The following is a 25,160-nucleotide window of genomic DNA, read 5'->3' as shown; positions in this document are numbered from 1 at the left end:
CGGAATGCATTGCACCGTGACATTCGCCGATCAGACGAACTCGCGCCCCTGCGCGGCGTCTTCCTTTTCCTCCTCCACTTCGAGCGCGCGGTCCGGGCGCATGGTGAACGAGAGGATGATGCCAACCGCCATCAGGATCATCGACACCGTGAACGGCAGGTTCCAGTTGCCGGTGCGGTCGATCAGCCAGCCTCCGACTACCGGGCTGATGATCGCCGAAAGCGCCGAGCCGGAATTCATGATGCCGGCAGCGGTGCCCGAATGCTTCGGTGCGATGTCCATCGGCACGGACCACATCGGGCCGATCGTCATTTCGTTGAAGAAGAAGCCGGCAGAAAGGCACAGCGCCGCGACCGTGATCGAGATGTTCGAGATGAACATGATCGGCGCGAGCGAAAGCAATGTGAGCAGCATGCATACGCCGACCATCACGTTGCGCGCCAGGCGCACGTTGCCGCTCTTTCTCAGGATGCGATCGGTGAGCGAGCCGCCGAGCCAGTCGCCGAGCACGCCCGCGAAGAATACGCCCGAGGCGAACAGCGCCGACTTGCCGAGCTGCATGTGATAGTTGTGCAGGAAGTACTGTGGAATCCAGCCGAGGAAGAGCCACAGCACCCAGCCATAGCAGAAATACACGGCCGTGACGGGCGCCATGCGGCCGAGCAGCTTGCGCCAGGGCACCGGCGTGCGTTGCTTCACGCCCGAGTAGGTCGAGAGCGTGGCGCATTCCGTCTCCGTGATGCGCGGATGGTCGCGCGGGTTATCGCGGAAGTAGAAGACCCATGCGATCGCCCACAGAAAGCTGATGATCCCGGTGATGATGAACGCGCCGCGCCAGCTCGTCGCGACCATCAGCCAGACGATCAGCGGCGGCGCCACTGCATTGCCGATACGCGATGCCGCATGCGTGATGCCTTGCGCGAAACCGCGCTGATCGGCGGGCATCCAGTTGGACATCGCGCGCGTCGCGGTCGGAAAGGTCGCGCCTTCGCCGAGTCCGAGCAGCACGCGCGCGACGATCAGCGATGCGAAGCCGCCCGCCAGACCGGTCAGCACGGTCGCGCCGGCCCAGATGATCGCGCAGAGCGTGAGCGTGCGGCGCGGACCGAAGCGGTCACCGACCCATCCGCCAATGATCTGAAACACGAGATACGGATAGGCGAACGCGGAAAAAACGAAACCGACTTGCGTGTGCGAGAGGCCCAGCTCGGCGCCGAACTGACTCGCCGCGGTGCTGACATTGACCCGGTCGATATAGGTGATGAAATACATCGCGCATAGCAGCAGCAAAACGCGCGTCGTGGCTCGACGGAACATCATCGTCTCCTTGTGTAACCGCGTGCGTGGGCGAGGCGCCTTCGGTCATCGAGAGGCGCCGTGAGTCACGGCATGCGGAACTTCGCGTGTGGTACGTCGGATGAGTGCTTCTGCCCGGGAATCGCGCTTATTGCGTGCGCCGGCGCAAGCTGCGGATGCGTGGTTTGCGCGGTGATGTCATGGCTTGTCTCCTGATCGCGGTTCGTCGCCGTCCGCTGTTATGTGTCGATGAGTGAATGCTTCTTCCCGCTGTCGTCAATCCTTCTAATCAAGTGCCATCGCGAGCACGCGTGCCACATGAAGCGCTTCGCGTTGCGCGCCGTCCGCGATCTGATGACGGCAACTGGTGCCGTCCGCGACGATCACGGCATCGGCCGCCTTGCGCACCGCCGGCAGCAGCGCCAGCTCAGCCATCGCCTGCGATGCCTCGTAGTGCTCCGCTTCGTAGCCAAAGCTTCCTGCCATGCCGCAACACGACGATTCGATCGGCTTCACATCGAGGCCCGGAATCCACGCGAGCACCTTTTCGATGGGACGCACGGCGTCGAAAGCCTTCTGATGGCAATGTCCATGCAGCAGCGCCTTCGGCGTTTGCAAGGGCTTGAACTTCAGCTTCAGACGCCCGGCCGCCTCTTCGCGCACGAGGAATTCCTCGAACAGAAACGATGCCTGCGCGAGCTTGCGCGCGGCGTCGCCGAATCCGTAGCCGAGGAACTCGTCGCGCAACGAGAGCAGACAGGACGGCTCAAGGCCGACGATCGCGACGCCGCGTTCGACATACGGCATCAGCGCATCGAGCGCGCGGCGGGCTTCGGTCTTCGCTTCATCGACGAGCCCCGCCGACAGGAACGTGCGTCCGCAACATAGCGGCCGCTCGCCCGGCTTCACGTTGAAGTGCACCGTGTAGCCCGCCGCTTCCAGCACGCGCTGCGCGGCGCGCGCGTTGTCGGGCTCCATGTAGTTGTTGAACGTATCGACGAAAAGCAGAACTTCGCTGGTTGCGGATGCAACCGGTCTCGCCGGCGCGTCCGCGAGGAAGGGCTTCGTGAAGCGTGGAAACGCGCGTTGAGGCGCGAGACCGAGCCGGGTCTTGAGCCAGCGCGCGATACCCGGCATACCCGCTTCGAACGCCGCTGACAACGCGGGCACACGGCTGGCGTACGGCGCATAACGCGGCAGAAATGCGGTCAGCCGCTCGCGCAAGCGAACACCATGGCGTTCCGTCCATGCAGCGCGCGCCTCTATCTTGATGCGCGCCATGTCCACGCCTGTGGGGCAATCGCGCTTGCAGCCCTTGCATGACACGCACAGGTCGAGCACATCCTTTACGTCCTGGCTCGCGAGACCGTCTTCGCCCAACTGTCCCGACAACGCGAGCCGCAAGGTATTCGCGCGGCCGCGCGTGACATGCTGCTCGTCCTTCGTGATGCGATAGCTCGGGCACATCGTGCCCGCGTCGAATTTTCGGCAGTGGCCGTTGTTGTTGCACATCTCGACCGCTTTCGCGAGTCCGTTCGATGCATCGCCGCCCGAGCCCGGTGCGCCCTCCTCGCCCGTCAACGGATCACGCGTCACGTTCCATGCGGACCAGTCGAGTTGCGGTTCCAACGCGCGCTCACGATATGAAGGCGGAAAGCGGAAATTCGCTGCATCATCCATTTTCGGCGGCGCGACGATGCGATCCGGGCTCATTCGATTCTCGGGATCGAAGAGTCGCTTGATGTCGCGATACGCCTCGTTGATGCGCGGACCGTATTGCCACGCGACCCATTCGCCGCGGCACAGACCATCGCCGTGCTCGCCCGAATAGGCACCCTTGTATTCACGCACCATCGCCGCGGCCTGCTCAGCGATCGCGCGCATCTTGAGGGCCCCGTCGCGGCGCATGTCGAGAATCGGCCGTACGTGCAGCGTGCCGACGCTCGCATGCGCGTACCACGTCCCTTCGGTGCCGTGCTTCCTGAACACGTCAGTCAGGCGGCTCGTGTATTCCGCGAGATGCTCGAGCGGCACGGCGCAATCCTCGATGAAGGACACCGGCTTGCCGTCGCCGCGCATGCTCATCATGATGTTGAGACCAGCCTTGCGCACTTCCCACAAGGCTTTTTGCGGACCTGCATCGGGCATCTGCACGACCGAACCGGGCAGGCCGAGATCGCTCATCAGTTCGACGAGTTGCGCGAGCCTCGCCATCTGCACGTCGCGATCCGCGCCGGCGAACTCGACGAGCAGCACGGCTTGCGGCCTGCCGACCAGCGCCTTTTCGATCACGGGCCGGAACGCGGGATTCGACATTGCGAGATCGATCATCGTGCGATCGACCAGTTCGACCGCGACGGGACCGAGCTTCACGATGTGCTGCGTCATGTCCATTGCATCGTAGAAGCTCGGGAAATTCACCACGCCGAGCGTCTTGTGCTCGGGCAGCGGCGCGAGCTTCAGGGTCAGTTGCCGGCTGAACGCGAGCGTGCCTTCCGAGCCGACGAGAAGATTCGCGAGATTCGGCTCGCCGTCGCCGGTGAAGGGCACCGGACTCTGGCAGTCGAACAGATCAAGGTTATAGCCCGCGACACGTCGCAGCACCTTCGGGATGCGCTCGCGCATCTCATCCTTTTCGCGCAATGCAATGCCGCGCACGCCGTCGACGAGATCGCGCGTGCGCACGTCGGTCATCATGGTCGAGAGCTTGCCGAAGCGCGCTTCATGACCATCGGCGAGAATGGCGTCGATCGCGTCGACGTTGTGGACCATGATCCCGTATTCCATCGAACGCGAGCCGCACGAGTTGTTGCCCGTCATGCCGCCGATGGTGCACTGCGCACTCGTCGATACGTCCACCGGAAACCACAGGCCGTGAGGCTTCAGCCACGCGTTCAGATGATCGAGCACGACGCCCGGTTCCACCGTGACCGTGCGCGCGTCGCGGTCGAAGTGAATGATGTTGTTGAGCCACTTCGTCGTGTCGATGACGAGCGCCTCGCCGACCGTCTGTCCGCACTGGCTCGTGCCGGCGCCACGCGCAAGCACGCTGGCGTGACTGTCCCGCGCGATCTGCAGGGCGAGGCGCAGATCGGTCTGATCCTTCGGTACGACGACACCGAGCGGCATGATCTGATAGATCGATGCATCGGTCGCGTACCGTCCGCGCGATGCGCGGTCGAACAGCACGTCGCCCTTCAACTCGCGTTGCAGACGCGCCTGCAGCGGCGTCGGCGTGGACGCGAGTCTCGCGCGGGCAGTGGCAGGCATCAGATGGATCGGCTTGACGAGCCGGTCGGTCGGGGAATTGAGCATCGTCGCTGTCTGTGAACGCCAGGGCGCAATACGTTCCTGGCCTTATGAATGCGTTATGCGAAATGCAATTCGACGACGGGCAAGCCTTCGATCACGCCCACCGCCACGCCGGGTGCATCGGGAATCGCCAGGCCGGTGTACGAGCCCGCCGTGATCACGGTTCCGCGCTCGACGGGCAGCCCGCGCGCGACGCTGTGATTGACCGTCCATGCAAGCAGCCTGCGCGGGTCGCCCGCCGGATTGGCGGGCTCGCCGTGGAAGAGCGCAGCGCCATCGAGCGTGAAGGTCATCGAAGGCGAGACGAAGGGAAACGCCGCGTCGTACGGCACGCCTTCGCCCACGATCAACGCGCCGTGGTTCTGCAGGTCCGCGAGCTGCCACGGCTTCTCCACGTCGGGCCACGCGGCGAAACGGCTCACCACGATCTCGATCGCCGCATGTACCGACTCGACTGCATCGAGCACCTCTTCGTCGCGATACGGACCGCCGCCCGGCTCGAAGCGCCTGCCGATCCTGAACGCTACTTCGAGTTCGAGACCGGCCCGGCCGAACGCATGCATCGCGAGGCGCGCGCCCGAGCCATGCACGCCTTCGGCGGGAAGCGGCGCGCCCTGGATCGGACCATCGGGTGACTTCGCGCCGACCTTCCAGCCGGCGACATTCGCTTGCATGGCGCGCAGCGTCGCGTCCTGCACCGCATACGCCTGGTCCGCGTTGGCGGGACGAGCGCCTTCGGGCAAACCGTCGAGCTTCGCGCGATGCGCTCGCGCCTGCACGAAAAACTGTGCGACTGCGGCGGCGTCGAACGCGGCGCTCATGCAGCCGCCTTCAGCGCGGGCTTCGCGACGTGACTCGTCAGATAGTCCATTGCCGCCGCCACGCCGCTGTCCTTCAAACCGATGCCCGCGAGCCTGAGCCCCATCTCACAGCCGGAAAGCGCGGCCATCAGCGTGAGATCGTTGCAATCGCCAAGATGGCCGATGCGGAACATGCGGCCCTTCACCTTGCCGAGTCCCGTGCCCAGCGACATGTCGAAGTGTTCGTAGATGAGCTTGCGCACCGCATCGGCATCGACGCCTTCGGGCGTCATCACGCCCGTCAGCACCGGCGAATAGACGGACGGATCGGCGCACTGGATTTCGAGCCCCCAAGCGGTGACGGCCGCGCGACACGCCGCCGCGAGCCGCTGATGTCGCGCGAACACGTTGTCGAGCCCTTCGCCGAGAATCATGTCGAGCGCTTCCGAGAGCCCATACAGCAGGTTCGTGTTCGGCGTGTACGGCCAGTAACCCTGCTTGTTCATCTCGATGATGTCGGTCCAGTCCCAGAACGCGCGCGGCAAGGTTGCGCGTTTGGACGCTTCACGCGCCTTCTCCGACACCGCGTTGAAGCTGATCCCCGGCGGCAGCATCAAGCCCTTCTGCGAGCCGGAGACAGTCACGTCCACGCCCCATTCATCGTGTCGATAATCGGCGGACGCAAGACCCGAGATCGTGTCGACCATGAGAAGCGCCGGATGCTGCGCGGCATCGATCGCGCGGCGCACGGCGGCGATGTCCGACGTCACGCCCGTCGACGTCTCGTTATGCACGACGCACACGGCCTTGATCGTGTGTTGGGTGTCCTCGCGCAAGCGTTTCTCGATCATGTCGGCCTGCACGCCGCGCCGCCATCCTTCGATGCCCGGCAGCCCGAGAAACTCAGGCTTCAAACCGAGGTTCTCCGCCATCTTCTTCCACAGTGTCGCGAAGTGGCCGGTCTCGTACATGAGCACCGTATCGCCCGGGCTCAACGTATTGCACAGCGCCGCCTCCCACGCTCCCGTGCCCGACGCCGGATAGATCACGACGGGCTGACTCGTCTTGAAGATCTTCCCGATGCCGTCGAGCACCTTCAGGCCGAGCACGCCGAACTCCGGGCCGCGATGATCGATCGTCGGATAGCTCATCGCGCGCAGGATGCGGTCCGGCACCGGGCTCGGACCGGGGATCTGCAGGAAGTGACGGCCAGCGGGATGGGAGTCGAGCTTCAGCATGAGTTCATGTCCTTAAATGTAATTTTGCATGCAAAATACAATAGCGCAGCAAGTTATCCGGGTAAAGGAATACATAGGCCGAATGGCCTAGGGATAACCCGCTGGCGGTTTTTTCCGCTATGGTCGAGTTAAAATTGCCGCAAACGGAATCCGAGGTATTGAATGCAAAATCCCGATTTTCCCGAGACTCACGTCTCGACTCCTCTGCCGAAGGTCGAGCGCCTGCGCCTGCACGACACGGTCGTCGATCATCTGCGCGGGTTCATCGTGGAGGGCTTGCTCGCGCCGGGAGTGAAGCTCAACGAGCGCAAGCTGTGCGAGACGCTAGGCATCTCGCGCACGCCGCTGCGCGAGGCGTTGAAGGTGCTCGCATCGGAGGGGTTGATCGATATCTCGCCGAACCGGGGCGCGTCGGTATCGCAGATGAGCGACTTCGAGATCCGCGAGATGTTCGAACTGATGAGCGGCCTGGAAGCGTTTTCGGGCGAGCTCGCGTGCGAGCGCATCACACCGCTCGAGATTGCCGATATCAAGGCGTTGCACTCTGCGATGCTCACCTGCCGCGCGCAGAACGATCTCTCCGGCTACTACAGCCGCAATCAGGCCATTCACGACAAGATCAACGAGGCCGCGCGCAATACGGCGCTGCGTCAGACTTACGTGTCGATCAACCGGCGCCTCATGGCGCTACGGTTTCGATCGAACTTTCAGACGCCGAAATGGGACCGCGCCATTCACGATCACGAGGAGATGATCGAGGCGCTCGAAACGCGCGACGGCAAGCGCATGGCGGAGATCCTGCGCAAGCATCTGCTCTCCAAGCGCGACGCGGTCCTGGCCGAGCGCTCGCTCACGACGGTCAAGCCGTCGGCGCCGAGGAAGCGCGCGAATCGTGCTGAGTCGAGCGAGGGCTAGCCTTCGGAAACAGAACGCCCGCACGAATTACCCCGCTGTAAGGTACGATACGCGCCTACGGCCGTCAGAGCCTTCAATTCGGGGAATACGTTGAACAAGATTCGAGGGACATGCATCGCGCTCGGCGCGGTGCTCGTCATCACGGGCTTCACCTTCTATCACTCGTCGGATTTCGAAACCGCATCGGCTGCCATGGACCGGCAGACCGTCGACTGCCTCACCAGCGGACTCACGCGCGACGAGAAAGTCCGCATCGCCCGACTCACCGCGGCACATGACCGCGAAGGGCTTCGTCCCGTCTACACCGACATTCTTTCGCGCTGCGTCGTGCGCTCCGATCAATGGGACCGTCGTCCGCAACTGGTCACGAGCGCACGCCAGGCCCTCTCCCACGACCCCGAGTTCAGGCAGTTATTGACCGCCAGCACGATGGAACTCGCTCGGGGCCGGTAATCCAGCAGGCGTCTCACACCGACATTCCGCTACCCGCGCCGGGTTGTATCCGGGGGCGCGCGCTTGCCGCATGCGCGCTCAGCACCGCGACTTCATGCTGCGTATAACGCGTGACGGGCGCAATGGCCGCGAGCGCGGCGGTGATGACGATGGCGACGATACTGATCGAGATGGCGTTCATGTTCGGCTCCTTTGCCCTGATGTTGTCCTGTCCGTGAGACGCATTGTGGTCGCCGAGTGTTAGCGAAGAATGAGCCTCGCGAGAGCCGCCGTTCGGCCACGTCCGACGCGGTAAGATCGGCATGCAATCGACCCTTGCGGTCGACCCAGTCGCATTCCGCATCCGGCATTCAAAATGAATTCGACAATCGACCGCTCCGCCACGCTCGAACTGCCTTTCAGGCGCCCTTTCGACTGGACCCGCATGCTGAAATTCATCGGCGGGCGCGCATCGGCGGGCGTCGAATCAGTGGAGGATGGCGTGTACCGGCGCGCGATCGAATGGCGCGGCGACGACGGCACGCTCGAAGCCAGGCCGCACGAGCGCAAGCATCGTCTGATCGTGAATGTGGAAGGCGCGGTTTCGCGCCATGCGGATGAACTCGCCGCGCCGCTCGCGCGCATGTTCGACCTGCACGCCGATCCGCGCGCGATTGCCCGCTGTCTCGCGGATGATCCGGTACTCGCGCCGCTCGTCGAAGCGGCGCCAGGCCTGCGTGTGCCGGGCGCCTGGTCGGGCTTCGAACTCGTGGTTCGGACCATCGTCGGGCAGCAGGTCAGCGTGAAGGGCGCATCGACGATCATGAACCGCATCGTGCAGCGGGCAGGCAGAAAGATCGACGGCCATCCGCACGAAGGCACCGCGTGGCGCTTTCCGACGCCCGCCGAACTCGCCGCCGCCGATCTGGAGAAGATCGGCATGCCGACGAAGCGCATCGAAACCGTACAACGCTTCGCGAAGGCGGTCGCCACCGGTGCGCTGCCGCTCGACACGCCGGGCGCCGATCCGGAATTCCTCAAGCGCGAGATGCTCGCGATGCCGGGCATCGGACCGTGGACGGTCGGCTATGTCGCGATGCGCGCACTGCGCGATCCAGACGCCTGGCCAGACGCCGATCTCGTGCTGATGCAGGCCATCGCCAGACGCGACCCGTCGCTCGTGAAGCCCGCGCAGCAACGCGCGCGCACCGAACGCTGGCGTCCGTGGCGCGCCTATGCGGCGATGCATCTGTGGAACGGCGTGGCGATGGAAACCGGGCTCGCGCGCGGCGGCTAATCGGAGCGATGTCTATTGCATGCAACATCACGCATGCAAAATGCCATCGCTCCGATCGAATCACCGGCGCGAACCACGGTTTCAAGCGTGCAGCACGAGCTTCTGCACCCGCCAGTTGAGCAACTCGGCGACGAACAGCGTGTTCTCGGCGGGGCAGGCCATCTCGTGAATCCAGCCGAACTGCTTCAACTGCTTTCCCGAGCGTCCGAGCACACCGAGCAGCCTGCCGTCCAGCGAGAGTTTGTAGATGCGTCCCGGAAACGCATCGGCGGAATACAGCACCTGATTCGGCCCGGGTGAGATGCAGATCGCCCATGGTGAGCCCGGCGCGAATGTGCCCGCCGCGATCGCCGCTTCATCGGGCATGTTGCCGATGGCCGGACGCGCATCGGCCGGCACGGGCACGTCGATCGTGAACTGGCGCTGAAAATTGCCTTCGCCATCGAACACCTGAATGCGGCGGTTGCTCCGGTCCGCGACATAGACCATGCCGTTCGCATCGACGGCAATACTGTGCGGCGTATGGAACTGCCCTGGTCCCTTGCCGCGATCGCCCCACGACTTGAGCCAGTTGCCGTCGCGATCCACTTTGGCGACGCGTGAATTGATATAGCCGTCGCTGATGTAGGTATTGCCCGCCGCGTCCCACGCGACATCGGTGACCTGGCGGAAGCGCCCCGGCTCCGAAGGCAGCGGCGGATTGGGATGCTTGAGCGGCGCGGTCTCTTCGTCGGAGGCCTCCTGCTTGCGCCCGAACACCATCGCGACACGGCCTTCCGGCGTGAACTTGATGATCATGTCCGAGCCCTTGTCGGTAACCCAGACGTTATCCTGTTTGTCCACCTTGACCGTATGCGCGAACGACCACGCATAGAGGTTATGACCGATCTCGCGCACGAAGCGTCCGTTGCGGTCGAACTCCAGAAGCTGCGCGGCGGCCGCGCCGTAGGCCGGCCCCGTGCTGTTGCCACGCGAAAGCACGAAGACGTGCCCCGCCGAATTGAGCGCGACACCCGAGCATTCGCCGAAGTACACGTCGTGCGGCAAGCGCACCGGGTCGGGAACGGAATCGTACGAAATGGACGGCACGTCGCTGTCGGCGAACGCGAGATGCGGAAAGAGCGCGAGCGCGGCCGCGCTGTGACCCGCCAGCGCCAGAAAACGCCGGCGGCTTGCGGCGCCCGGTTGTGTGTCGCAACATGGGCAGTACATCGAGTGTCGAAGACTCACTGTTACCCTCCTCTTGTTCCTCGCCTGCATTTGATGAACGTCGATGATGGTTATTGCTTCGCGATGCGAGAGGAAGTGTAGTGCATGAAGCGCATGCATCAAGCGGCCGTTTCATCGCTTTCAACAATGAAAGGACATCATGAACGAGACGTGGCAATACCAGATTCGGATCAAGCTCGCGCCCGAGCATGCGGCCATGGCGCGTGCGGACCCGTCAAATGCGATGCTCGCGCCGCTCAACGCCGTACTCGAGAAGCACAACGCCCGCGTGAAATGCCAGTACGACGCCTTCGCCGATTACGTGGCGCAGGCCGAGCACGATGGCGTCGAGCACTATCCGTTGTATCGATGGACGCGCGATACCATTGAAAACCCCGTGAAAAAGGCCAGGTATCTGGAATCGTTCACGCTCTACGTGAACGACGAAGAGGTCTATGAAAAAGCCCTGGCCGATGCACTCGAAACCGATCTCCGGAAACTCGCCAGCGAGGCGATCATCGATATCCGCAAGTACGACACGAATCCCGCAAGCAATCCTCAGCCGCCTTCCCACGGTTGACGCGGCAGCACCCTCAGGCTAACGTTTGGTACACAAACCAAATCAGGATCGAGTCTCGTGCAGGATCGTCGACAAACCATACTCGAGGCCGCGCTCGCGACGCTGCGCGAAGAAGGCTATTCGGGCTTCACGCAGCCGCGCGTGGCCGCGCGCGCGGGCGTGCGTCAAAGTCACCTCACCTATTATTTTCCGACGCGGCTCGCGCTGATCGAAGCCGTCGCGCGCACCGCGATCGACGCTCAGCTCGCGGCCATTGATGAGTTCGTGGGTGAAGCATCGCTCAAGACCAACGCAGGCGCGATCGCGAACGTGGTGGTTCGCCACGAGAACACGCGCGTATTGATGGCGCTCGCGCAAGCCGCCGATGAAGAACCCACGATCCGCACGCTCTTTCGCGAACTCGCCGACGGCGTCGCGGAGCGCATCACGCGCATGCTCGAAGCAATGGGCCTTGCCGTCAGCAAAGAGCACGTGTCGATGGTGCATGCGCTCGCGGTCGGGCTCGCGGTCATCGATCTGGCGGTCGGCCGTGCCGACGGCAAGCGCCGCGCTAGCACGGCGCTCGAAACCCTGTTCACGCTGCTGCCGCCCCGCGCGTGACGCATCAGGCTCCGCGTGCGTCCAGCCATTCGACGATATTGCGGACCGTATCGCCATAAAACGTGCGGTACAACTCTTCCGACACATAACCGATGTGCGGCGTCGCCAGCACGTTCGGCAGGGAGCGCAACGGATCGTTTGCGGCGAGCGGCTCTTCGTCATACACGTCGATGCCCGCGCCCGCCAGCCTGCCGGACTTCAAGGCATCGACGAGCGCGGCCGTGTCGACGATGGGCCCGCGCGATGTATTGACCAGACGGCTCGTCGGCTTCATCTGCGCGAGTTCTTTCGCGCCGACCAGATGATGCGTGCGCCCGCTCAGGCGCAGGTGGATCGAGAGCACGTCGGAGGTGGCGAAGAGCGTGTCCTTGTCGACGAGTTGCACGCCCTTTTCCGCCGCGCGCTCATGCGTGAGGTTCTGGCTCCATGCGATCACGTTCATGCGAAACGCGCGGCCGATCACGCCGACCGCCGAACCCACGCGCCCGAGACCGAGCAGACCGAGCGTCCTGCCCGCCAGATCGCCGCCGACCCCGACCTGCCAGCCACCCTCCTTCAGCGAACGGTTTTCGGCGGGAATGTTGCGCATCATCGCGAGAATCAGCGCCCAGGTGAATTCGATCGTCGGCGCGGACGTGTAGCCCGTATGCCTCACTTCGACGCCATGATCGGCGGCGGCGTCGAGATCGATGGACGCATTGGCGGCGCCGGTGGACGCGATCAGCTTCAGGTTCAGCAGGCTCTCGATGATGTCGCGCGAGAACGGCGTGCGTTCGCGCATCGCGCACACGACATCGAAGGGACTCAGGCGATCGATCAACGCGCCGCGCTCCGCGATGTGATCGTTGAACACGGTGATCTCGGCGCGCGCTTCGAGCGGCGACCAGTCGGCCATCGAGCGCGCGACGTTCTGGTAGTCGTCGAGGATCGCGACCTTGACCGGATTGGATGTGGACATGGCGGTTTCTATTGTTATGACAAAAAAAATCGGACAGCTTCCGCCAGTGTGACGCAATGCGCGAATTCATGTCGCGAACGACCGCCCAGCGCGCGCCCGATATCGCGCAAAGCCTTTCTCCATAAGGGTTCGATGCCATGACACGAGGTGAAATAAGTTACCGCGGGACTTCGCGGGAGCGCTTCTCTATAGTCACTTCCGTCGCCACACGAAACGCAACGTGGCCCAAGGACCGAGAAGGACATCCCGTGAAAAACGAATCGACTTTCGCTTCAAACGACCGCGTTGCCTCCAACACGCGCCGCGTGCGCAGCGCGCTGCTGATCGCAGCGACCGCCGCGCTAACGCTGTGCAGCAGCTCCGCCTTCGCAGGCTGGGCGCGCAGCGGCACTGCCTACACCGGCCGCGGCGAATATCAGGGCGCGCACGTCGGCTCCTGCGGCGGCGGCAGCTGCTCGCATGCGGGCGCTGTCGAAAATCCGTGGGGCCGCGTCGGCACCAACTCGGGCACCGTGACGCGCAACGCGCCGGGACAGTTCTCGAACTCCGGCACGGCATACGGCCCGAACGGCCGCTCCGTGCAACATGCGGGCGACACGAGCTGCGCTGGCGGAAGCTGCTCGCACACCGGCAGCGCGACCGGCCCGAACGGCAAGACCGCGACGGGCAGCGATACCGTGACGCGCACGGCGCCGGGTCAGTACACGTCATCGGGTTCGGTGACGGGCCCGAACGGCAACACCTCGACGCACAATGCATCGACGAATTGCGGTGGTTACACCTGCAACCGCTCCGGCACCGTCAACACCGCGAACGGCGGCACCGTCACGCATTCGGGCAGTGCAACGAGCGTGGCGCCCGGCGTGGTCACCACCTCGGGCAGCGCGACGGTCACGAACGGCTCGCACAGCACGACGGTCGTCGGCGGCGGCAGCACGGTCACGTCGAGCACGACGGTCGCGGTCGCCACGACGCCGGTCGTCACGGGCACGACGGTGATCGCCGCGCCGGTGATCGTGCCGCCGCCTCCGCCGCCTTCGACGACGGTCGTGGTCGCTCCTGCGCCGGCTTCGTCGACGGTCGTCGTCACGCCGCCCCCGCCGCCGCCCGCCAAGGCCGTGGTGGTCGCATCGCCCGCGCCGGTCAAGACCGTGTACGTCGCGCCCGCGCCCGCGCCGGTCAAAACCGTGTACGTCGCGCCCGCGCCCGCTCCGGTCAAGACGGTTTATGTCGCCCCGCCGCCGCCCGCCAAGACGGTGTATGTCGTGCCGCACCGACCGGTCCTGATTCCGGGTCAGTGGGTCGGCCGGTTCTGGATTCCCGCGCACTGGGCATAACGAGACGACAGCGCAGCAACGAAACCCGCGACGAAACAATCGACAAGGCCGGCCGCACATGCGCCGGCCTTGTCGTTTTGTCGATGCGGAAAGCGGCGTTACACTGCGAGGCAACGCCGCTTCCTACACAGGCACGACATGCCCGACGTCTTTCCCGACGCGCAAGCCGACCACACCGCAAGTCCATGACGAGGCACAGCATGAAGCGCCCGCATCTGCCTCGCGATCATGCCAAAGGCGTCCTGCACGACATCACGTGGACCGCCGGTCCCGTCGTGCTGATCATTGCGATCGTCGCCGCACTCGTCTACTGGCTCGTCGATCCCGCGCCGCCCAAGACCATCACGATGAGCGCGGGCCAGCCGGACAGCTCGTTCTACGTCATCGCGCAGGAATACTCGAAGCTGCTCGCGCGCAACGGCATCAAGCTGAAGGTGCTGCCCTCCGATGGCTCCGTGCAGAACCTCGAACGCCTGCTCGATCCGAAGCAGCATGTCGACCTCGCGCTCGTGCAAGGCGGCATTGCGACGAAAGAACAGGCGTCGAAGCTGATGTCGCTCGGCAGCGTGACGTATGTTCCGATCGTCGTGTTCTATCGCGGCAAGGGGCTCACGTTGCTGTCGCAACTGGAAGGCAAGCGCATTGCGATCGGACGTGAGGGGAGCGGCACGCGCACGCTGTCGCTGAAGCTGCTGGAGGCGAACGGCATTTATCCGGGCGGCGACACGCAGCTTCTGCCGACCGACGGCCTGCAGGCCGCCACGCAGCTCGTCAGCAACGAGGCCGACGCGGTGTTTCTTTCCGGCGACTCGGCAACGCGCGGCCTGATGCTGCGTCTGCTGCGCGTGCCCGGCATCTCGGTGATGGATTTCAAGGAGGCGCGCGCTTATACGAGGCTCTTTCCTTATCTCGACGATATCGAACTGCCGCCCGGCGTGCTCGATCTCGGCCGCCGCATTCCACCCGAGACCGTGCATCTGATCAGTCCGACGGCCGAGATCGTCGCGCGTCCGGACCTGCATCCCGCACTCTCCGATCTGCTCATCGAGGCGGCGCAGGAAGTGCATGGCACGGCCGGCCTCCTGCAACGCGCCGGTCAGTTCCCGAGCCCCGTGGCGCATGAGTTTCCGATCAGCGAAGACGCGAGCCGGTACTATCGCTCCGGCAAGAGTTTCCTGTATCGCACCTTGCCGTTCTGGCTCGCGAACATAGCCGATCGCGCGCTCGTGCTGTTGTTGCCCGTCGCGGTGCTGATCTTTCCCGCGTTGCGGCTCGTGCCCGCACTGTATCGTTGGCGCGTGCGCTCGCGCATTTATCGCTATTACGGCGCGCTGATCGCCGTGGAGCGCGGCGCGATGCGCGTCACGACCGAAGACGAGCGGCGCGCGCTGCTCGTCGAGCTCGACTACATCGAAGAATCGCTCGACACGCTCAAGCTGCCGCTCGCCTATACCGATGCGCTTTACGTGCTGCGCGAACACGTCGGCTTCGTGCGCTCGCGTCTGAGCGAAGCGCTGCGGCGGGACAAGAGCATGGCCTGAGGTCGCTTCGAATGAAGCACGCGGAGGACATACAAGAATGAAGCTTCGCAGATGGTTCGCCGCACTTCCGGTCATCGCGTTGACGCTGCTCGCAACGGGCTGCGCCAGCCTGCCGCCGCAATCCGGGCGCATGCAAACGCACGCCGAAACCAATACGTCGAACACGCGTCTCGGCACGGCGTTCGCGTCGAGCGAGGCCGCGCATCCCGGCGACAACGCGTTTCACCTGCTGTCGGATGGCATGGACGCGCTCATCGCCCGCGTGATTCTGAGCGAAACCGCCGAACGCACGCTCGATCTCCAGTACTACATCTGGCACGACGATCTGACGGGCCGCGAGATGGCCGCGTCCGTCATGCGCGCCGCCGATCGCGGCGTACGCGTGCGTCTCCTGCTCGACGACCTCGGCACCGATGCCGACGACCAGTTCCTGCTCGCGCTCGCCTCGCATCCGAACGCGCACGTGCGGCTTTTCAATCCGGTCGCGAACCGCAGCTTCAAGAAGCTCGGTTCGGCGATGGAGTTCTTTCGCGTGAACCGCCGCATGCACAACAAGGCGCTCATTGCGGACAATCAGGCCGCCATTCTCGGCGGGCGCAATATCGGCGACGAATACTTCGGCGCATCGAGCACGGTTGCCTTCGGCGATCTCGATGTGCTCGTGCACGGACCCGTCGTGCGCGAAGTATCGAATGCGTTCGATCTCTACTGGAACTCGGACGCAGCCTATCCGATAGAGAACCTGATGGGCCGTCATGCCGATCCAAAGGCGCTCGCCGACTATCGCGGGAAGCTCGATGCGTATCTGCTTTCGGAGACGCATTCGCCCTATGTCGCGCAGGTGCGCGAGCGTCTCGCGAACGTGCTCCAGGCGCACGGCACCGCGTTTTCCTGGGGCAAAGCCACGCTGCTTTACGACGATCCCGCAAAGATCACGCGCGCGCCCGGCGATACCGAAGGGCATCTGATGTCGCAGTTCAAGGAACTCACGCTGGACGCCAGTCAGGAGATGCTGATCGTCTCGCCCTACTTCGTGCCGCGCAAGGAAGGCGTGCGCTGGCTGCGCTCGATGACCGCCCGTGGCGTGCGCATCACCGTGCTCACGAACTCGCTCGCCGCCACCGATGTCGCCGCGGTGCACGCGGGTTATCAACGCTATCGGCGCGACATGCTCGAAGCGGGCGTGCGGCTGTACGAGCTGAAGCCCGTCGCATCGACCGATGAAGCGAAGAGCGCGAAGAAGACGACCTTCGGATCGTCGAAAGCCTCGTTGCACGCGAAGACTTACGTATTCGATCGCAAGCGCATCTTCATCGGGTCGATGAATCTGGACCCGCGTTCGGTGCAGTTGAACACGGAGATCGGCGTGTACTGTGAAAGCGAAGCGGCGGCGCAGCAGGTGGCGGATGGAATCGGTGAGAACATCGACCGGATCGCGTGGCGCGTCGAGTTGCGAGACGACGGGAACGGCGGCACGCGCATGGTGTGGATCGATACCGACGCCAACGGCAAGACGACAGAGCTCGATAAGGAGCCGGATGTGTCGGCGCTGAAGCGCGCGGGAATCTGGATGCTGGGCATTTTGCCGATCGAATCGCAGTTGTAGCGCGCGCATGCATGAATCACGGAACGTTTTTTGATAGATCCGTCTGGAATGCTACCTATAATCTGCCGCTCCTCCGTCGTGCCTCAAAGCCGCACGCCTTTGGAAGTCGAACAGCAGATTAATAACGGGTTCATTCATGCAAGAAATGACTTTCGGCGCATGCGTCAAAGATAGTTGGAAAGGCACCTTCCGCTTCATCAGTCAAATACCCGGCCTTTTCTGGGGATCGATTGCGCTCTCCATGCTTTTGTATCTTCTGGCGGGGCCCAACGGCGGTGAGAGCGACGTGAGGGGCCGCTTCATCGGATCGATGGTCCAGCTCGCGTTGCTTCTCGTTGTCGTGCCTGTCCTCCAAATCAAGGTATGCCGCTTTTTGGCGCTCGGCGAGCGTGCGCGTCCGCTCATGCCGGATTCAGGCGCGTGCTATGGACGCTTTATCGCGTTGGCGCTGATTTACACCCTCTTCGCTGGCCTCGCGATAGCTCTCTTCGTCATTGCCACGATACTGGCTTCTTCTCCGGGCGACCTCCGGACGATGATGAGTCACCGATTCATCATCGGCGCGTTTGCCTTCTCTTTTGTGTGCGCGTCGTGCTTCATTGTGATTCGACTCAGCCTGTTACACGCCGGCATCGCCTTGAGTCAGAAGCTCGAATTTCGCGCCGCCTGGCGCGACAGCCGAGGTCATTTCTGGAGCATGTTCGCCGTGATGTTCGCAACCTTTCTGGCGCTTTTTGCCCTCACCTACATCTCGGCGTTCCTCGCGATCTTCGCGGGCGTCATGCTGGGCGACAAGTCGGCTTTTCTGTCCATCGTGAACGGCTTCTTCCTACCGTTGGCTGCGGTTCAAGGGGCCAGCACCGCGACCATCCTCTACCGCCGGTACGCGAACGAACTCGCCGCGAAAGGTTCCGCGCACGTCTAGCCCGTGGGGCTCGCGCCTTGCGCGAGTCCACTTCAGGAGCAAGCGCACGGCCCGTATCGCTTGCCGCTCACAAGGCCAGCACGTTCACCGCCACATCCATGTGATGCGCGCCCCCGCCGAGAATCATGCCGCGCAGTAACGATACATCGCTATAGTCGCGGCCCGTCGCGAGCGTGACATGATCGAGGTCCGCGAGCACGTCGTTGGTCGGATCGAGATCGATCCAGCCGCTCTGCGGACAATGCACCGACACCCACGCATGCGACGCATCCGCGCCGATCAGCCGCGCGTGCCCCGGCGGCGGATCGTTACGCAAATAGCCACTCACATAGCGCGCCGGCAAGCCGAGCCCGCGCAGGCATCCGATCATCACCTGCGAGAAGTCCTGGCACACGCCATGTCGCAACTCGAACGCGCGCGATGCGGGCGTGTCGAACGCCGTCGACGAAGGCAGATATTCGAAGTCCGCGTGAATGCGATGCATCAGGTCGATGGCGCCCGCAACGACCGGCGTGCCCGCACCAAAGCTCGCCTTTGCGTAATCGCGCAATGCAAGGTCGAGCGGAATATTGGGCGACGCATAACAGAACTCGCTTTGCGGATGAAACGGCGCGCCCGCGCTATAGCGCATGCGTCGCGCGACCTCTTCCCATGGCGGCGTCGCATCGACATCGAGCGTGTTCCAGCGCGGCGTGAGGCGCACCGTGGTCTCGCTCGTCATCGACAGACGCTCATGCGGCGCATCGAGCGAAAAGTACAACAGGTCATTGCCGAATGCATCGACGCGGCTATGCACATAAGACGGCACCGGCTCGATGCGCTCGGTATGTGAGATCACCTGCTGCCACGGACAATGCAACGGACGAATGGTCGCGAGATGCTGCGCGATCTCCACCGGCGTGGAGTAGCGATAGGTCGTGCGATGCGTGACCGCGAGCACCGTGTCATCGACGCCCGGACTCATGACGACACCTGCGCGGCAAGCGTATTCGCATGACTGAAGTAGCGCGCGCTCACTTCGTTGGACGCCGCGCTCACCGATGCAACGAGCCTGTCGCACAACGCGATCAGTGCCGGCGTCTCGCATAGCGTCGCAAGTGACGGCAACGCGTCGGCGTGCACGAGCAAGTCGGCGAAGCGCGTCGCGTGCATGAGTCGCGCGCCGCCGGCCGCCGCCGCGATCTCGTCGAGCTTGGTGCGCAGGCGTGCATAGACGCCATAGAGTCCCCGCGGATTGGTCTGATCGACGACGATCAGATCGATCAGCGCCGGCACCTCGAGTCTGCCCGGATAAAGCGAGCGATACGTGAGCGTGCTGTCGAAGAGTTGCAGCAGCAGATCGAAGCCCGCAGGCGATGCGAGCGTGCCGCACGCGGCGACCACGCGCAGAATCGTGGCCATGGTCGTCACGCGTTCGATGTGCCGGCCGATGAACAGCAGCCGCCACGCCTCGTCGCGCGTCATGCGATCGCCCTGCGCGCCGCTGATCGCGGACAGTTGCGTCGCCAGATGTTCGAGCGCGCCGGCAAGCAGCACGCGATCGTAGTCGCGTCCGGGAGGCGTCGTGTCCGCCGTGTTCGGATCGGCGAGCGCATCGCGAAAGTCGTTGCGTGATGCGAGTATCGTGCGCCAGTGATCGGTCGAGAGGCGGTCGCGTATCTCGCCGCACGCGCGCACCTGATCCGCGAGATTGCCGCCTATGCTCGTCACACGGCTCGATTCCGGCAACCCCGCGACCAGCACGCGCTCGAACGCTTGCGGCGTGCTGCGCGCCAGCGTATCGACAGTCGGGATCAAGCCGCATTGCGCCGCGAGTTCCGCGAGCGTCGGAAAGAGTTCTTCCGCGTCGCTGCCTTCCAGCATGCCGAGCAGCAAGCGGCACAAGCGCACGTTGTTTTCGGCGCGCTCTCCATAACGTCCCGCCCAGAAGAGATTCTCCGCCGCGCGGCTCGACACCGTGCGATGCTTGCGCAAGTCGCCGGGCTTCATCGGCGTGGGCCGCAGCGGGACCGCCCCGCCCGGCTGGCTCGACATCACCCAGGTATCGACGCTGCTGCCGCCGAATTGCATCGACACCGTCGCGCGCCGGTCGGCCGCGAGTCGCGTGAAGCCGCCCGGCAATACGCTGAAGCCGCCGTCCATATCCGCGATCGCATACGCGCGCAGCACGCAGGGACGGGAGCCGAGCGCGCCATCGTAAAAGCGCGGCGCAGTGGAGAAAGGCAAGTCCTCCTGCAACGTGAAGACATCCGGCGCGCGCTCGATCCGCTCGCGCCAGGCCGCCAGATCCTGCACGCCTGCATCGATGCCCGGCGCCTGATCGGCCTGCGCGCCGGGCCACGTCGGCGCGATGATCGCGTGCTCGAGACGCTCGAACGCTTCGGTGCGCGCGGCTTCCTCGCCGCACCACCATGTCGGCACCGTCGGCAAGGCGAGCGCCTCGCCCAGCAGCGCCTTTGCGATGCCCGGCAAGAACGCGTTGAGCGCCGGCGATTCCGTGAAGCCCGCGCCCGGCACGTTGGACACCATCACGTTGCCCGCGCGCATCACCTGCAACAGACCGGGCACGCCGATGCTCGAATCCGCGCGCAGTTCGACGGGATCGCAAAACGCATCGTCCATGCGCCGCAGCACCGCATGCACGCGCGACAATCCGGCCAGCGTCTTGAGATAGAGCTTGTCGTGCCGCACCGTGAGGTCCTTGCCCTCGACGAGCGTCACGCCGAGATAGCGTGCAAGAAACACATGCTCGAAGTAGGTCTCGCTGAATGGTCCCGGACTTAGCAGCGCGATATGCGGCGCTTCGTTCGACCCATCGCCGCGGCCGCCTTCGTCGTCGCGCATGGTCGCGCGCGCGGCTTGCGCGATCGTCGCGATGAGCTGCGAATAGGTCGCGCCGAGCCGGCTCACGCGCATCGCGCGAAGCGGATCGGCGAACAGGCTCGAGACGATCAGCCGGTTCTCCAGCGCATAGCCGAGTCCCGAAGGCACCTCGGTGCGATGCGCGATGACCGTCCACGCGCCCGACGGCGCGCGTGCGAGATCGACCGCGACGATCTGCAGAAAGCGGCCGAGCGGCGGCATGTAACCCTTTACCGCACGCAGATAGCCGGGATGTCCGAAGACCAGCGCGGCCGGCAGGAGCCCGCGCTGCAGGAGCGTTTGCGGGCCGTAGTTATCGGCGACGATCGCGTCCATCAGGCGCGCGCGTTGCGCGACACCGCGTTCGATGAGCGCCCACTCTTCCTCGTCGATGATGAGCGGCAGAAGATCGAGCGACCACGCGCGCGGCTTACCGTTATCGGCGTAGACGTTGTAGGTGATGTCGTTGTCCCGCACCTGCCGCGCAACGGCGGCCACACCATCGTCGAGCCGGGCAATGCCTTGCTCGCCGAGCAACTCGAAGAACTGCCGCCACGGCTCGCGTAACGCACCGCCCGGCTCGCGCAATTCGTCCCAGTGTCCTTCGCGCGCGGGCAACGTGCGCAACAGCGCGAGCGCATCGACGCTCGTGCCGGCGATGTCGAAAGGCAAGGTCGATTGATGAGCCAAGGCCGTCTCTGCTTTCCGTTCTGATTGTTTCTATTCGAATGAAGATTGCCGCGAAACGCTTCAACGATAGCGCAGGTCGAGCGTGAACGGAAATTCGCGGCTGCGCTCGCGACTCTCGACGCGCATCTCGCCAGGCGTGTGTCCCGTCGCGAAGAAGCGCGCGCGCCGCCGGCTTTCGGCTTCGTACGCGTTGACGGGGAAGGTCTGGTAATTGCGCCCGCCCGGATGCGCGACGTGATACTGACAGCCGCCGATCGCGCGTCCTGTCCACGTGTCGACGATATCGAAGGTCAGCGGAGCATGCACGTCGATGGTCGGATGGAGCGACGCCGCCTGCGACCACGCGCGAAAGCGCACGCCCGCGACATGCTCGCTCACGCGCCCGGTCGGCTGCAGCGGCAACGCATGACCGTTCACGGTCACGACATGACGGTCGCCATTCAAGCCCAGCGCGCGCACTTCGAGCCGCTCGACCGACGAATCGACAAAACGCACCGTGCCGCCAATTGCGCCTTCCTCGCCCATCACGTGCCACGGTTCCAGCGCATTGCGGATCGTCAGCGCGATGCCATTCGTGTCGTAAGCGCCGATGAGCGGAAAGCGGAACTCGAAATGCGGCGCGAACCAGTTGCGCTCGAACGCGAAGCCGGCGTCGCGCAGATCCGCGAGCACGTCGTCGAAGTCCATCTGCACGAAGGTGCCGAGCATGAAGCGGTCATGCAGCTCCGTGCCCCAGCGCGTGAGACGCGCGGTATAGGGCGCATCCCAGAACCTCGCGACGAGCGCGCGCAGCAGCAACTGCTGCACGAGACTCATGCGCGCGTGCGGCGGCATCTCGAAGCCGCGCAACTCCAGCAGCCCGAGCCGGCCGGTGGGGCCATCAGGCGAATACAGCTTGTCGATGCAGAACTCCGCGCGATGCGTGTTGCCCGTCACATCGATCAGGATGTTGCGCAGAATGCGGTCGATGAGCCACGGCGGCACCGTCGCGCTGCCGCGTCCGCCGAGCAGATCGAGCTGACGCTGCAATTCCGCGAACGCGATCTCGAGTTCGTAGACCTGGTCGTTGCGCGCCTCGTCGACGCGCGGCGCCTGACTCGTCGGACCGATGAACAGACCCGAGAACAGCATCGACAGCGACGGGTGGTTGTGCCAGTACGCGATCAGGCTCGCCAGCAGATCCGGGCGGCGCAGGAACGGGCTGTCGGCGGGCGTTGCGCCGCCGAGCACGAAATGATTGCCGCCGCCGGTGCCGGTATGGCGTCCGTCGAGCATGAACTTCTCGGGGCTCAGATACGATTCGTGCGCCGCGCCATAGAGAAATTCGGTGTGGTCGACGAGTTCTTTCCAGTTCGCCGCCGGATGAATGTTCACTTCGATCACGCCGGGATCGGGCGTCACCTGCAGCATCTTCAGACGCGCGTCGCGCGGCGGCGGATAGCCTTCGACAATGACGGGAATACCGAGATCGGCGGACGTCGCTTCAACCGCTGCGAGAAGATCGAGATAGTCGTCGAGCGCGCTGAGCGGTGGCATGAAAACGTGCATCAGCTTGTTGCCATTGCCGAGCTTGCTGAGCGCATCGGCTTCCGCCTTCGGGCCTGCTGCGCGCGACGGATCGCGCGCCTCCACGCACAGCGCCGTGCGCGCGATCCAGCCAGCGGATTCACCGCGCCCGGGCACGCGCTCCCGCGACTCGCCGGATGCCCGTGCGGATGCGCTTGCCGTTGCGGTCGCGGATGCAGGCGCGCTCGCGTCCGGAATGACATTTTGCATGCGTGATTCATTATTTAAATCTGCATATTGCATGCGTAATTCAGTCGCGCTGCGCAATGGCGTCGGTGGCCCGAACGGATCGTGGGCGTGTTGCCACGGATAGTCGGCTTCCGATACCCACGGCAGCGAATCGAGCGGCAGGCGGTAGCCCATCGGCGAATCGCCTGGAATCAGATACATGCGTTCGTCGCGGAAGAACCAGGGGCCGCTCTCCCAGTGCCCGGGCTGCATCGCAGGGCCGCCGTCGCGCGAGATCGGCAGCGCGTAGCCGGTGATGGAGGGAAGGCCCGCATCGAATACGCGGCGCAGACGCGCGCGCTCCAGTTCGTCGTCGAGACGCGAATCGAACGGATCGACGTTCACCGGCAGGCGGCGCTCGCGCCACAGGTAATACCAGGTGTCCTCGTACGCCGGTTGAATGTATTTTGAATCCAGAGACAGCTTGCCCGCGAGATGGCGGATGAAGCGCGCCGCGTCATCCGACGTGTACGCGGCTGGCCGCCGTTCGTCCGCGAACAGCGCGGGGTCGCGCCAGCACGGCTCGCCGTCCGCTCGCCAGAATAAGGACAGCGCCCAGCGCGGCAATTGCTCGCCCGGATACCACTTGCCCTGTCCGATGTGCAGGAAGCCGCCCGCGCCGTATTGGGCGCGCAGCTTGTCCATCAGCGAGACGGCGTAGGCGCGCTTCGTCGGGCCGAGCGCATCGGTGTTCCATTCGGGCTCGTCGCGGTCGCGCACGGAAACATACGTAGGCTCGCCGCCCATGGTCAGGCGCACGTCCGACGCGTTCAGTTGCGCATCGACCAGTTCGCCCATGCGCAACACCGCGCTCCAGTCTTCCTCGGCGTACGGTTTGGTCACGCGCGGCGTTTCGAGCACGCGCGCGATCGACATCGTGTGGGCGAATTCCACTTCGCACGGATCCACCGCGCCGGATACCGGCGCCGCGCTGTCCGGCTCCGGCGTGCACGCGACCGGAATATGCCCTTCCCCCGCGAGCAGCCCCGAGGTCGGATCGAAGCCGATCCACCCGGCGCCCGGCAGATAAACCTCGCACCATGCGTGCAAATCCGTGAAGTCCACTTCAGTGCCGCTCGGGCCGTCGAGCGATTTGGTATCCGGCGCGAGCTGCAGCAGATAGCCCGACACGAAACGCGCGGCGAGACCGAGATGCCGGAGCGTCTCGACGAGCAGCCAGCCGGAGTCGCGGCACGATCCCGCCGCGCTTTCGAGCGTTTCCTCGGGCGTCTGCACGCCGGGCTCCATGCGAATCAGATAGCGGATTTCATTCGCGAGACGCTGATTCAGTTCGACCAGAAAATCCACCGTGGCGCGCGGCGAACGATCGATGCTTTCGACGAAAGCCGCGAAGCGAGGTGTCGGTTCGCGCTTGACCATGTAGGGCGCGAGATCGTGCAACAACTCGGGCGCATACTTGAACGGAAACTTTTCGGCCACAGGTTCGAGAAAGAAGTCGAACGGGTTATAGACGGCCATTTCCGCTACGAGATCGACCGTCACACTGAATTCGCGTGTCTTCTCGGGAAAAACCAGCCGCGCCTGATAGTTCGCGAACGCGTCCTGCTGCCAGTTGATGAAGTGGTCCTCCGGCTCGACGCGCATCGAATACGACACGACCGGCGTGCGGCAATGCGGTGCGGGCCGCAGACGCACGACCTGCGGCGAAAGACCGACGAGCCGGTCATAACGGTAATGCGTGACATGGTTCAACGCGACACGAATGGACACACCGGACTCCTTTGTTCAAATGACGCCGCCACCGTCG

19 protein-coding genes are annotated in these 25,160 nt (G+C 64.3%); 9 read left to right on the top strand and 10 right to left on the bottom strand.

Annotated features, from left to right (window positions below; translation table 11 throughout):
• Positions 1–30: 30 nt before the first annotated feature.
• The 4 genes from AWB79_RS04220 to AWB79_RS04205 form a co-directional block, all read right to left on the bottom strand.
• On the bottom strand, positions 31–1,320 hold the full coding sequence (locus AWB79_RS04220; protein ID WP_061166135.1) for an MFS transporter: 1,290 nt from the start codon (positions 1,318–1,320) through the stop codon (positions 31–33).
• Positions 1,321–1,581: 261 nt separating this feature from the next.
• Entirely contained in the window at positions 1,582–4,611 is a 3,030-nt protein-coding gene (locus AWB79_RS04215) for an FAD-binding and (Fe-S)-binding domain-containing protein (RefSeq protein ID WP_061166134.1), read from the bottom strand.
• Between the two features lie 53 nt (positions 4,612–4,664).
• On the bottom strand, positions 4,665–5,429 hold the full coding sequence (locus AWB79_RS04210; RefSeq protein WP_061166133.1) for a 2-keto-4-pentenoate hydratase: 765 nt from the start codon (positions 5,427–5,429) through the stop codon (positions 4,665–4,667).
• A complete protein-coding gene (locus AWB79_RS04205; RefSeq protein WP_061166132.1) occupies positions 5,426–6,646 on the bottom strand; it encodes a pyridoxal-phosphate-dependent aminotransferase family protein in 1,221 nt (406 codons plus the stop codon). The genes AWB79_RS04210 and AWB79_RS04205 overlap by 4 nt, the downstream gene beginning before the upstream one ends.
• A 162-nt stretch (positions 6,647–6,808) precedes the next feature.
• On the opposite strand from AWB79_RS04205, the gene AWB79_RS04200 reads away from it, so the two are divergent.
• Positions 6,809–7,561 (top strand): GntR family transcriptional regulator, encoded by a 753-nt coding sequence (locus AWB79_RS04200; protein WP_061166131.1) that lies wholly within the window; start codon positions 6,809–6,811, stop codon positions 7,559–7,561.
• Between the two features lie 90 nt (positions 7,562–7,651).
• Positions 7,652–8,014 carry a hypothetical protein gene (locus AWB79_RS04195; protein WP_061166130.1) on the top strand — a complete coding sequence of 121 codons (363 nt, stop codon included), beginning with the start codon at positions 7,652–7,654 and terminating at the stop codon, positions 8,012–8,014.
• Between the two features lie 13 nt (positions 8,015–8,027).
• On the opposite strand, the gene AWB79_RS39980 is transcribed toward AWB79_RS04195, so the two are convergent.
• Positions 8,028–8,195, bottom strand: coding sequence for a hypothetical protein (locus tag AWB79_RS39980; protein ID WP_198398963.1), 168 nt, complete (start codon positions 8,193–8,195; stop codon positions 8,028–8,030).
• Positions 8,196–8,369: 174 nt separating this feature from the next.
• Here AWB79_RS39980 and AWB79_RS04190 point away from each other — a divergent pair, with 174 nt between their 5' ends.
• The gene (locus AWB79_RS04190; RefSeq protein ID WP_061166129.1) at positions 8,370–9,290 is read left to right on the top strand and encodes a DNA-3-methyladenine glycosylase family protein; all 921 of its coding nucleotides are present in this window, start codon (positions 8,370–8,372) and stop codon (positions 9,288–9,290) included.
• An 81-nt stretch (positions 9,291–9,371) separates the two neighbouring features.
• On the opposite strand, the gene AWB79_RS04185 is transcribed toward AWB79_RS04190, so the two are convergent.
• Positions 9,372–10,502, bottom strand: a complete 1,131-nt coding sequence (locus AWB79_RS04185) for a peptidyl-alpha-hydroxyglycine alpha-amidating lyase family protein (protein ID WP_374728525.1) — start codon at positions 10,500–10,502, stop codon at positions 9,372–9,374.
• Between the two features lie 157 nt (positions 10,503–10,659).
• Here AWB79_RS04185 and AWB79_RS04180 point away from each other — a divergent pair, with 157 nt between their 5' ends.
• Positions 10,660–11,079: a hypothetical protein gene (locus AWB79_RS04180; protein WP_061166127.1), complete on the top strand. Its 420-nt coding sequence runs from the start codon at positions 10,660–10,662 to the stop codon at positions 11,077–11,079.
• 57 nt (positions 11,080–11,136) lie between these two features.
• Positions 11,137–11,679: a TetR/AcrR family transcriptional regulator gene (locus AWB79_RS04175; RefSeq protein ID WP_061166126.1), complete on the top strand. Its 543-nt coding sequence runs from the start codon at positions 11,137–11,139 to the stop codon at positions 11,677–11,679.
• Positions 11,680–11,683: 4 nt separating this feature from the next.
• Here the strand turns inward: AWB79_RS04175 and AWB79_RS04170 are convergent, their stop codons facing one another.
• Positions 11,684–12,637, bottom strand: a complete 954-nt coding sequence (locus AWB79_RS04170) for a D-2-hydroxyacid dehydrogenase family protein (RefSeq protein ID WP_061166125.1) — start codon at positions 12,635–12,637, stop codon at positions 11,684–11,686.
• 248 nt (positions 12,638–12,885) lie between these two features.
• Between AWB79_RS04170 and AWB79_RS04165 the strand changes: the two genes are divergently transcribed.
• The 4 genes from AWB79_RS04165 to AWB79_RS04150 all read left to right on the top strand — a co-directional run bounded on the left by AWB79_RS04165 (position 12,886) and on the right by AWB79_RS04150 (position 18,046).
• Positions 12,886–13,974 (top strand): hypothetical protein, encoded by a 1,089-nt coding sequence (locus AWB79_RS04165; protein WP_061166124.1) that lies wholly within the window; start codon positions 12,886–12,888, stop codon positions 13,972–13,974.
• A gap of 200 nt (positions 13,975–14,174) precedes the next feature.
• Entirely contained in the window at positions 14,175–15,515 is a 1,341-nt protein-coding gene (locus AWB79_RS04160) for a TAXI family TRAP transporter solute-binding subunit (protein ID WP_232470814.1), read from the top strand.
• A 37-nt stretch (positions 15,516–15,552) separates the two neighbouring features.
• The gene (locus tag AWB79_RS04155) at positions 15,553–17,121 is read left to right on the top strand and encodes a phospholipase D family protein (protein WP_061166122.1); all 1,569 of its coding nucleotides are present in this window, start codon (positions 15,553–15,555) and stop codon (positions 17,119–17,121) included.
• A 136-nt stretch (positions 17,122–17,257) separates the two neighbouring features.
• Positions 17,258–18,046, top strand: coding sequence for a hypothetical protein (locus AWB79_RS04150; protein ID WP_061166121.1), 789 nt, complete (start codon positions 17,258–17,260; stop codon positions 18,044–18,046).
• A gap of 67 nt (positions 18,047–18,113) precedes the next feature.
• Here AWB79_RS04150 and AWB79_RS04145 read toward each other — a convergent pair whose 3' ends face one another.
• From AWB79_RS04145 to AWB79_RS04135, 3 genes are read right to left on the bottom strand one after another with little or no spacing between them, the layout of a single operon-like run.
• Positions 18,114–19,010: a transglutaminase family protein gene (locus AWB79_RS04145; RefSeq protein WP_061166120.1), complete on the bottom strand. Its 897-nt coding sequence runs from the start codon at positions 19,008–19,010 to the stop codon at positions 18,114–18,116.
• Entirely contained in the window at positions 19,007–21,598 is a 2,592-nt protein-coding gene (locus AWB79_RS04140) for a circularly permuted type 2 ATP-grasp protein (protein ID WP_061166119.1), read from the bottom strand. The genes AWB79_RS04145 and AWB79_RS04140 overlap by 4 nt, the downstream gene beginning before the upstream one ends.
• 60 nt (positions 21,599–21,658) lie before the next feature.
• Positions 21,659–25,123 (bottom strand): transglutaminase family protein, encoded by a 3,465-nt coding sequence (locus AWB79_RS04135; RefSeq protein ID WP_061166118.1) that lies wholly within the window; start codon positions 25,121–25,123, stop codon positions 21,659–21,661.
• Positions 25,124–25,160 lie beyond the last annotated feature (37 nt).

Source organism: Caballeronia hypogeia, assembly GCF_001544875.2.
Taxonomy (GTDB): domain Bacteria; phylum Pseudomonadota; class Gammaproteobacteria; order Burkholderiales; family Burkholderiaceae; genus Caballeronia; species Caballeronia hypogeia.
This window is presented reverse-complemented; position numbering and strand designations above follow the sequence as displayed.

Bases quoted from the DNA above. Each gene is read 5' to 3' on its own strand.
- AWB79_RS04220 (WP_061166135.1), bottom strand. From the start codon at position 1,320: ATGATGTTCCGTCGAGCCACGACGCGCGTTTTGCTGCTGCTATGCGCG.
- AWB79_RS04215 (WP_061166134.1), bottom strand. From the start codon at position 4,611: ATGCTCAATTCCCCGACCGACCGGCTCGTCAAGCCGATCCATCTGATG.
- AWB79_RS04210 (WP_061166133.1), bottom strand. From the start codon at position 5,429: ATGAGCGCCGCGTTCGACGCCGCCGCAGTCGCACAGTTTTTCGTGCAG.
- AWB79_RS04205 (WP_061166132.1), bottom strand. From the start codon at position 6,646: ATGCTGAAGCTCGACTCCCATCCCGCTGGCCGTCACTTCCTGCAGATC.
- AWB79_RS04200 (WP_061166131.1), top strand. From the start codon at position 6,809: ATGCAAAATCCCGATTTTCCCGAGACTCACGTCTCGACTCCTCTGCCG.
- AWB79_RS39980 (WP_198398963.1), bottom strand. From the start codon at position 8,195: ATGAACGCCATCTCGATCAGTATCGTCGCCATCGTCATCACCGCCGCG.
- AWB79_RS04190 (WP_061166129.1), top strand. From the start codon at position 8,370: ATGAATTCGACAATCGACCGCTCCGCCACGCTCGAACTGCCTTTCAGG.
- AWB79_RS04185 (WP_374728525.1), bottom strand. From the start codon at position 10,502: ATGTACTGCCCATGTTGCGACACACAACCGGGCGCCGCAAGCCGCCGG.
- AWB79_RS04180 (WP_061166127.1), top strand. From the start codon at position 10,660: ATGAACGAGACGTGGCAATACCAGATTCGGATCAAGCTCGCGCCCGAG.
- AWB79_RS04170 (WP_061166125.1), bottom strand. From the start codon at position 12,637: ATGTCCACATCCAATCCGGTCAAGGTCGCGATCCTCGACGACTACCAG.
- AWB79_RS04160 (WP_232470814.1), top strand. From the start codon at position 14,175: ATGAAGCGCCCGCATCTGCCTCGCGATCATGCCAAAGGCGTCCTGCAC.
- AWB79_RS04155 (WP_061166122.1), top strand. From the start codon at position 15,553: ATGAAGCTTCGCAGATGGTTCGCCGCACTTCCGGTCATCGCGTTGACG.
- AWB79_RS04150 (WP_061166121.1), top strand. From the start codon at position 17,258: ATGCAAGAAATGACTTTCGGCGCATGCGTCAAAGATAGTTGGAAAGGC.
- AWB79_RS04145 (WP_061166120.1), bottom strand. From the start codon at position 19,010: ATGAGTCCGGGCGTCGATGACACGGTGCTCGCGGTCACGCATCGCACG.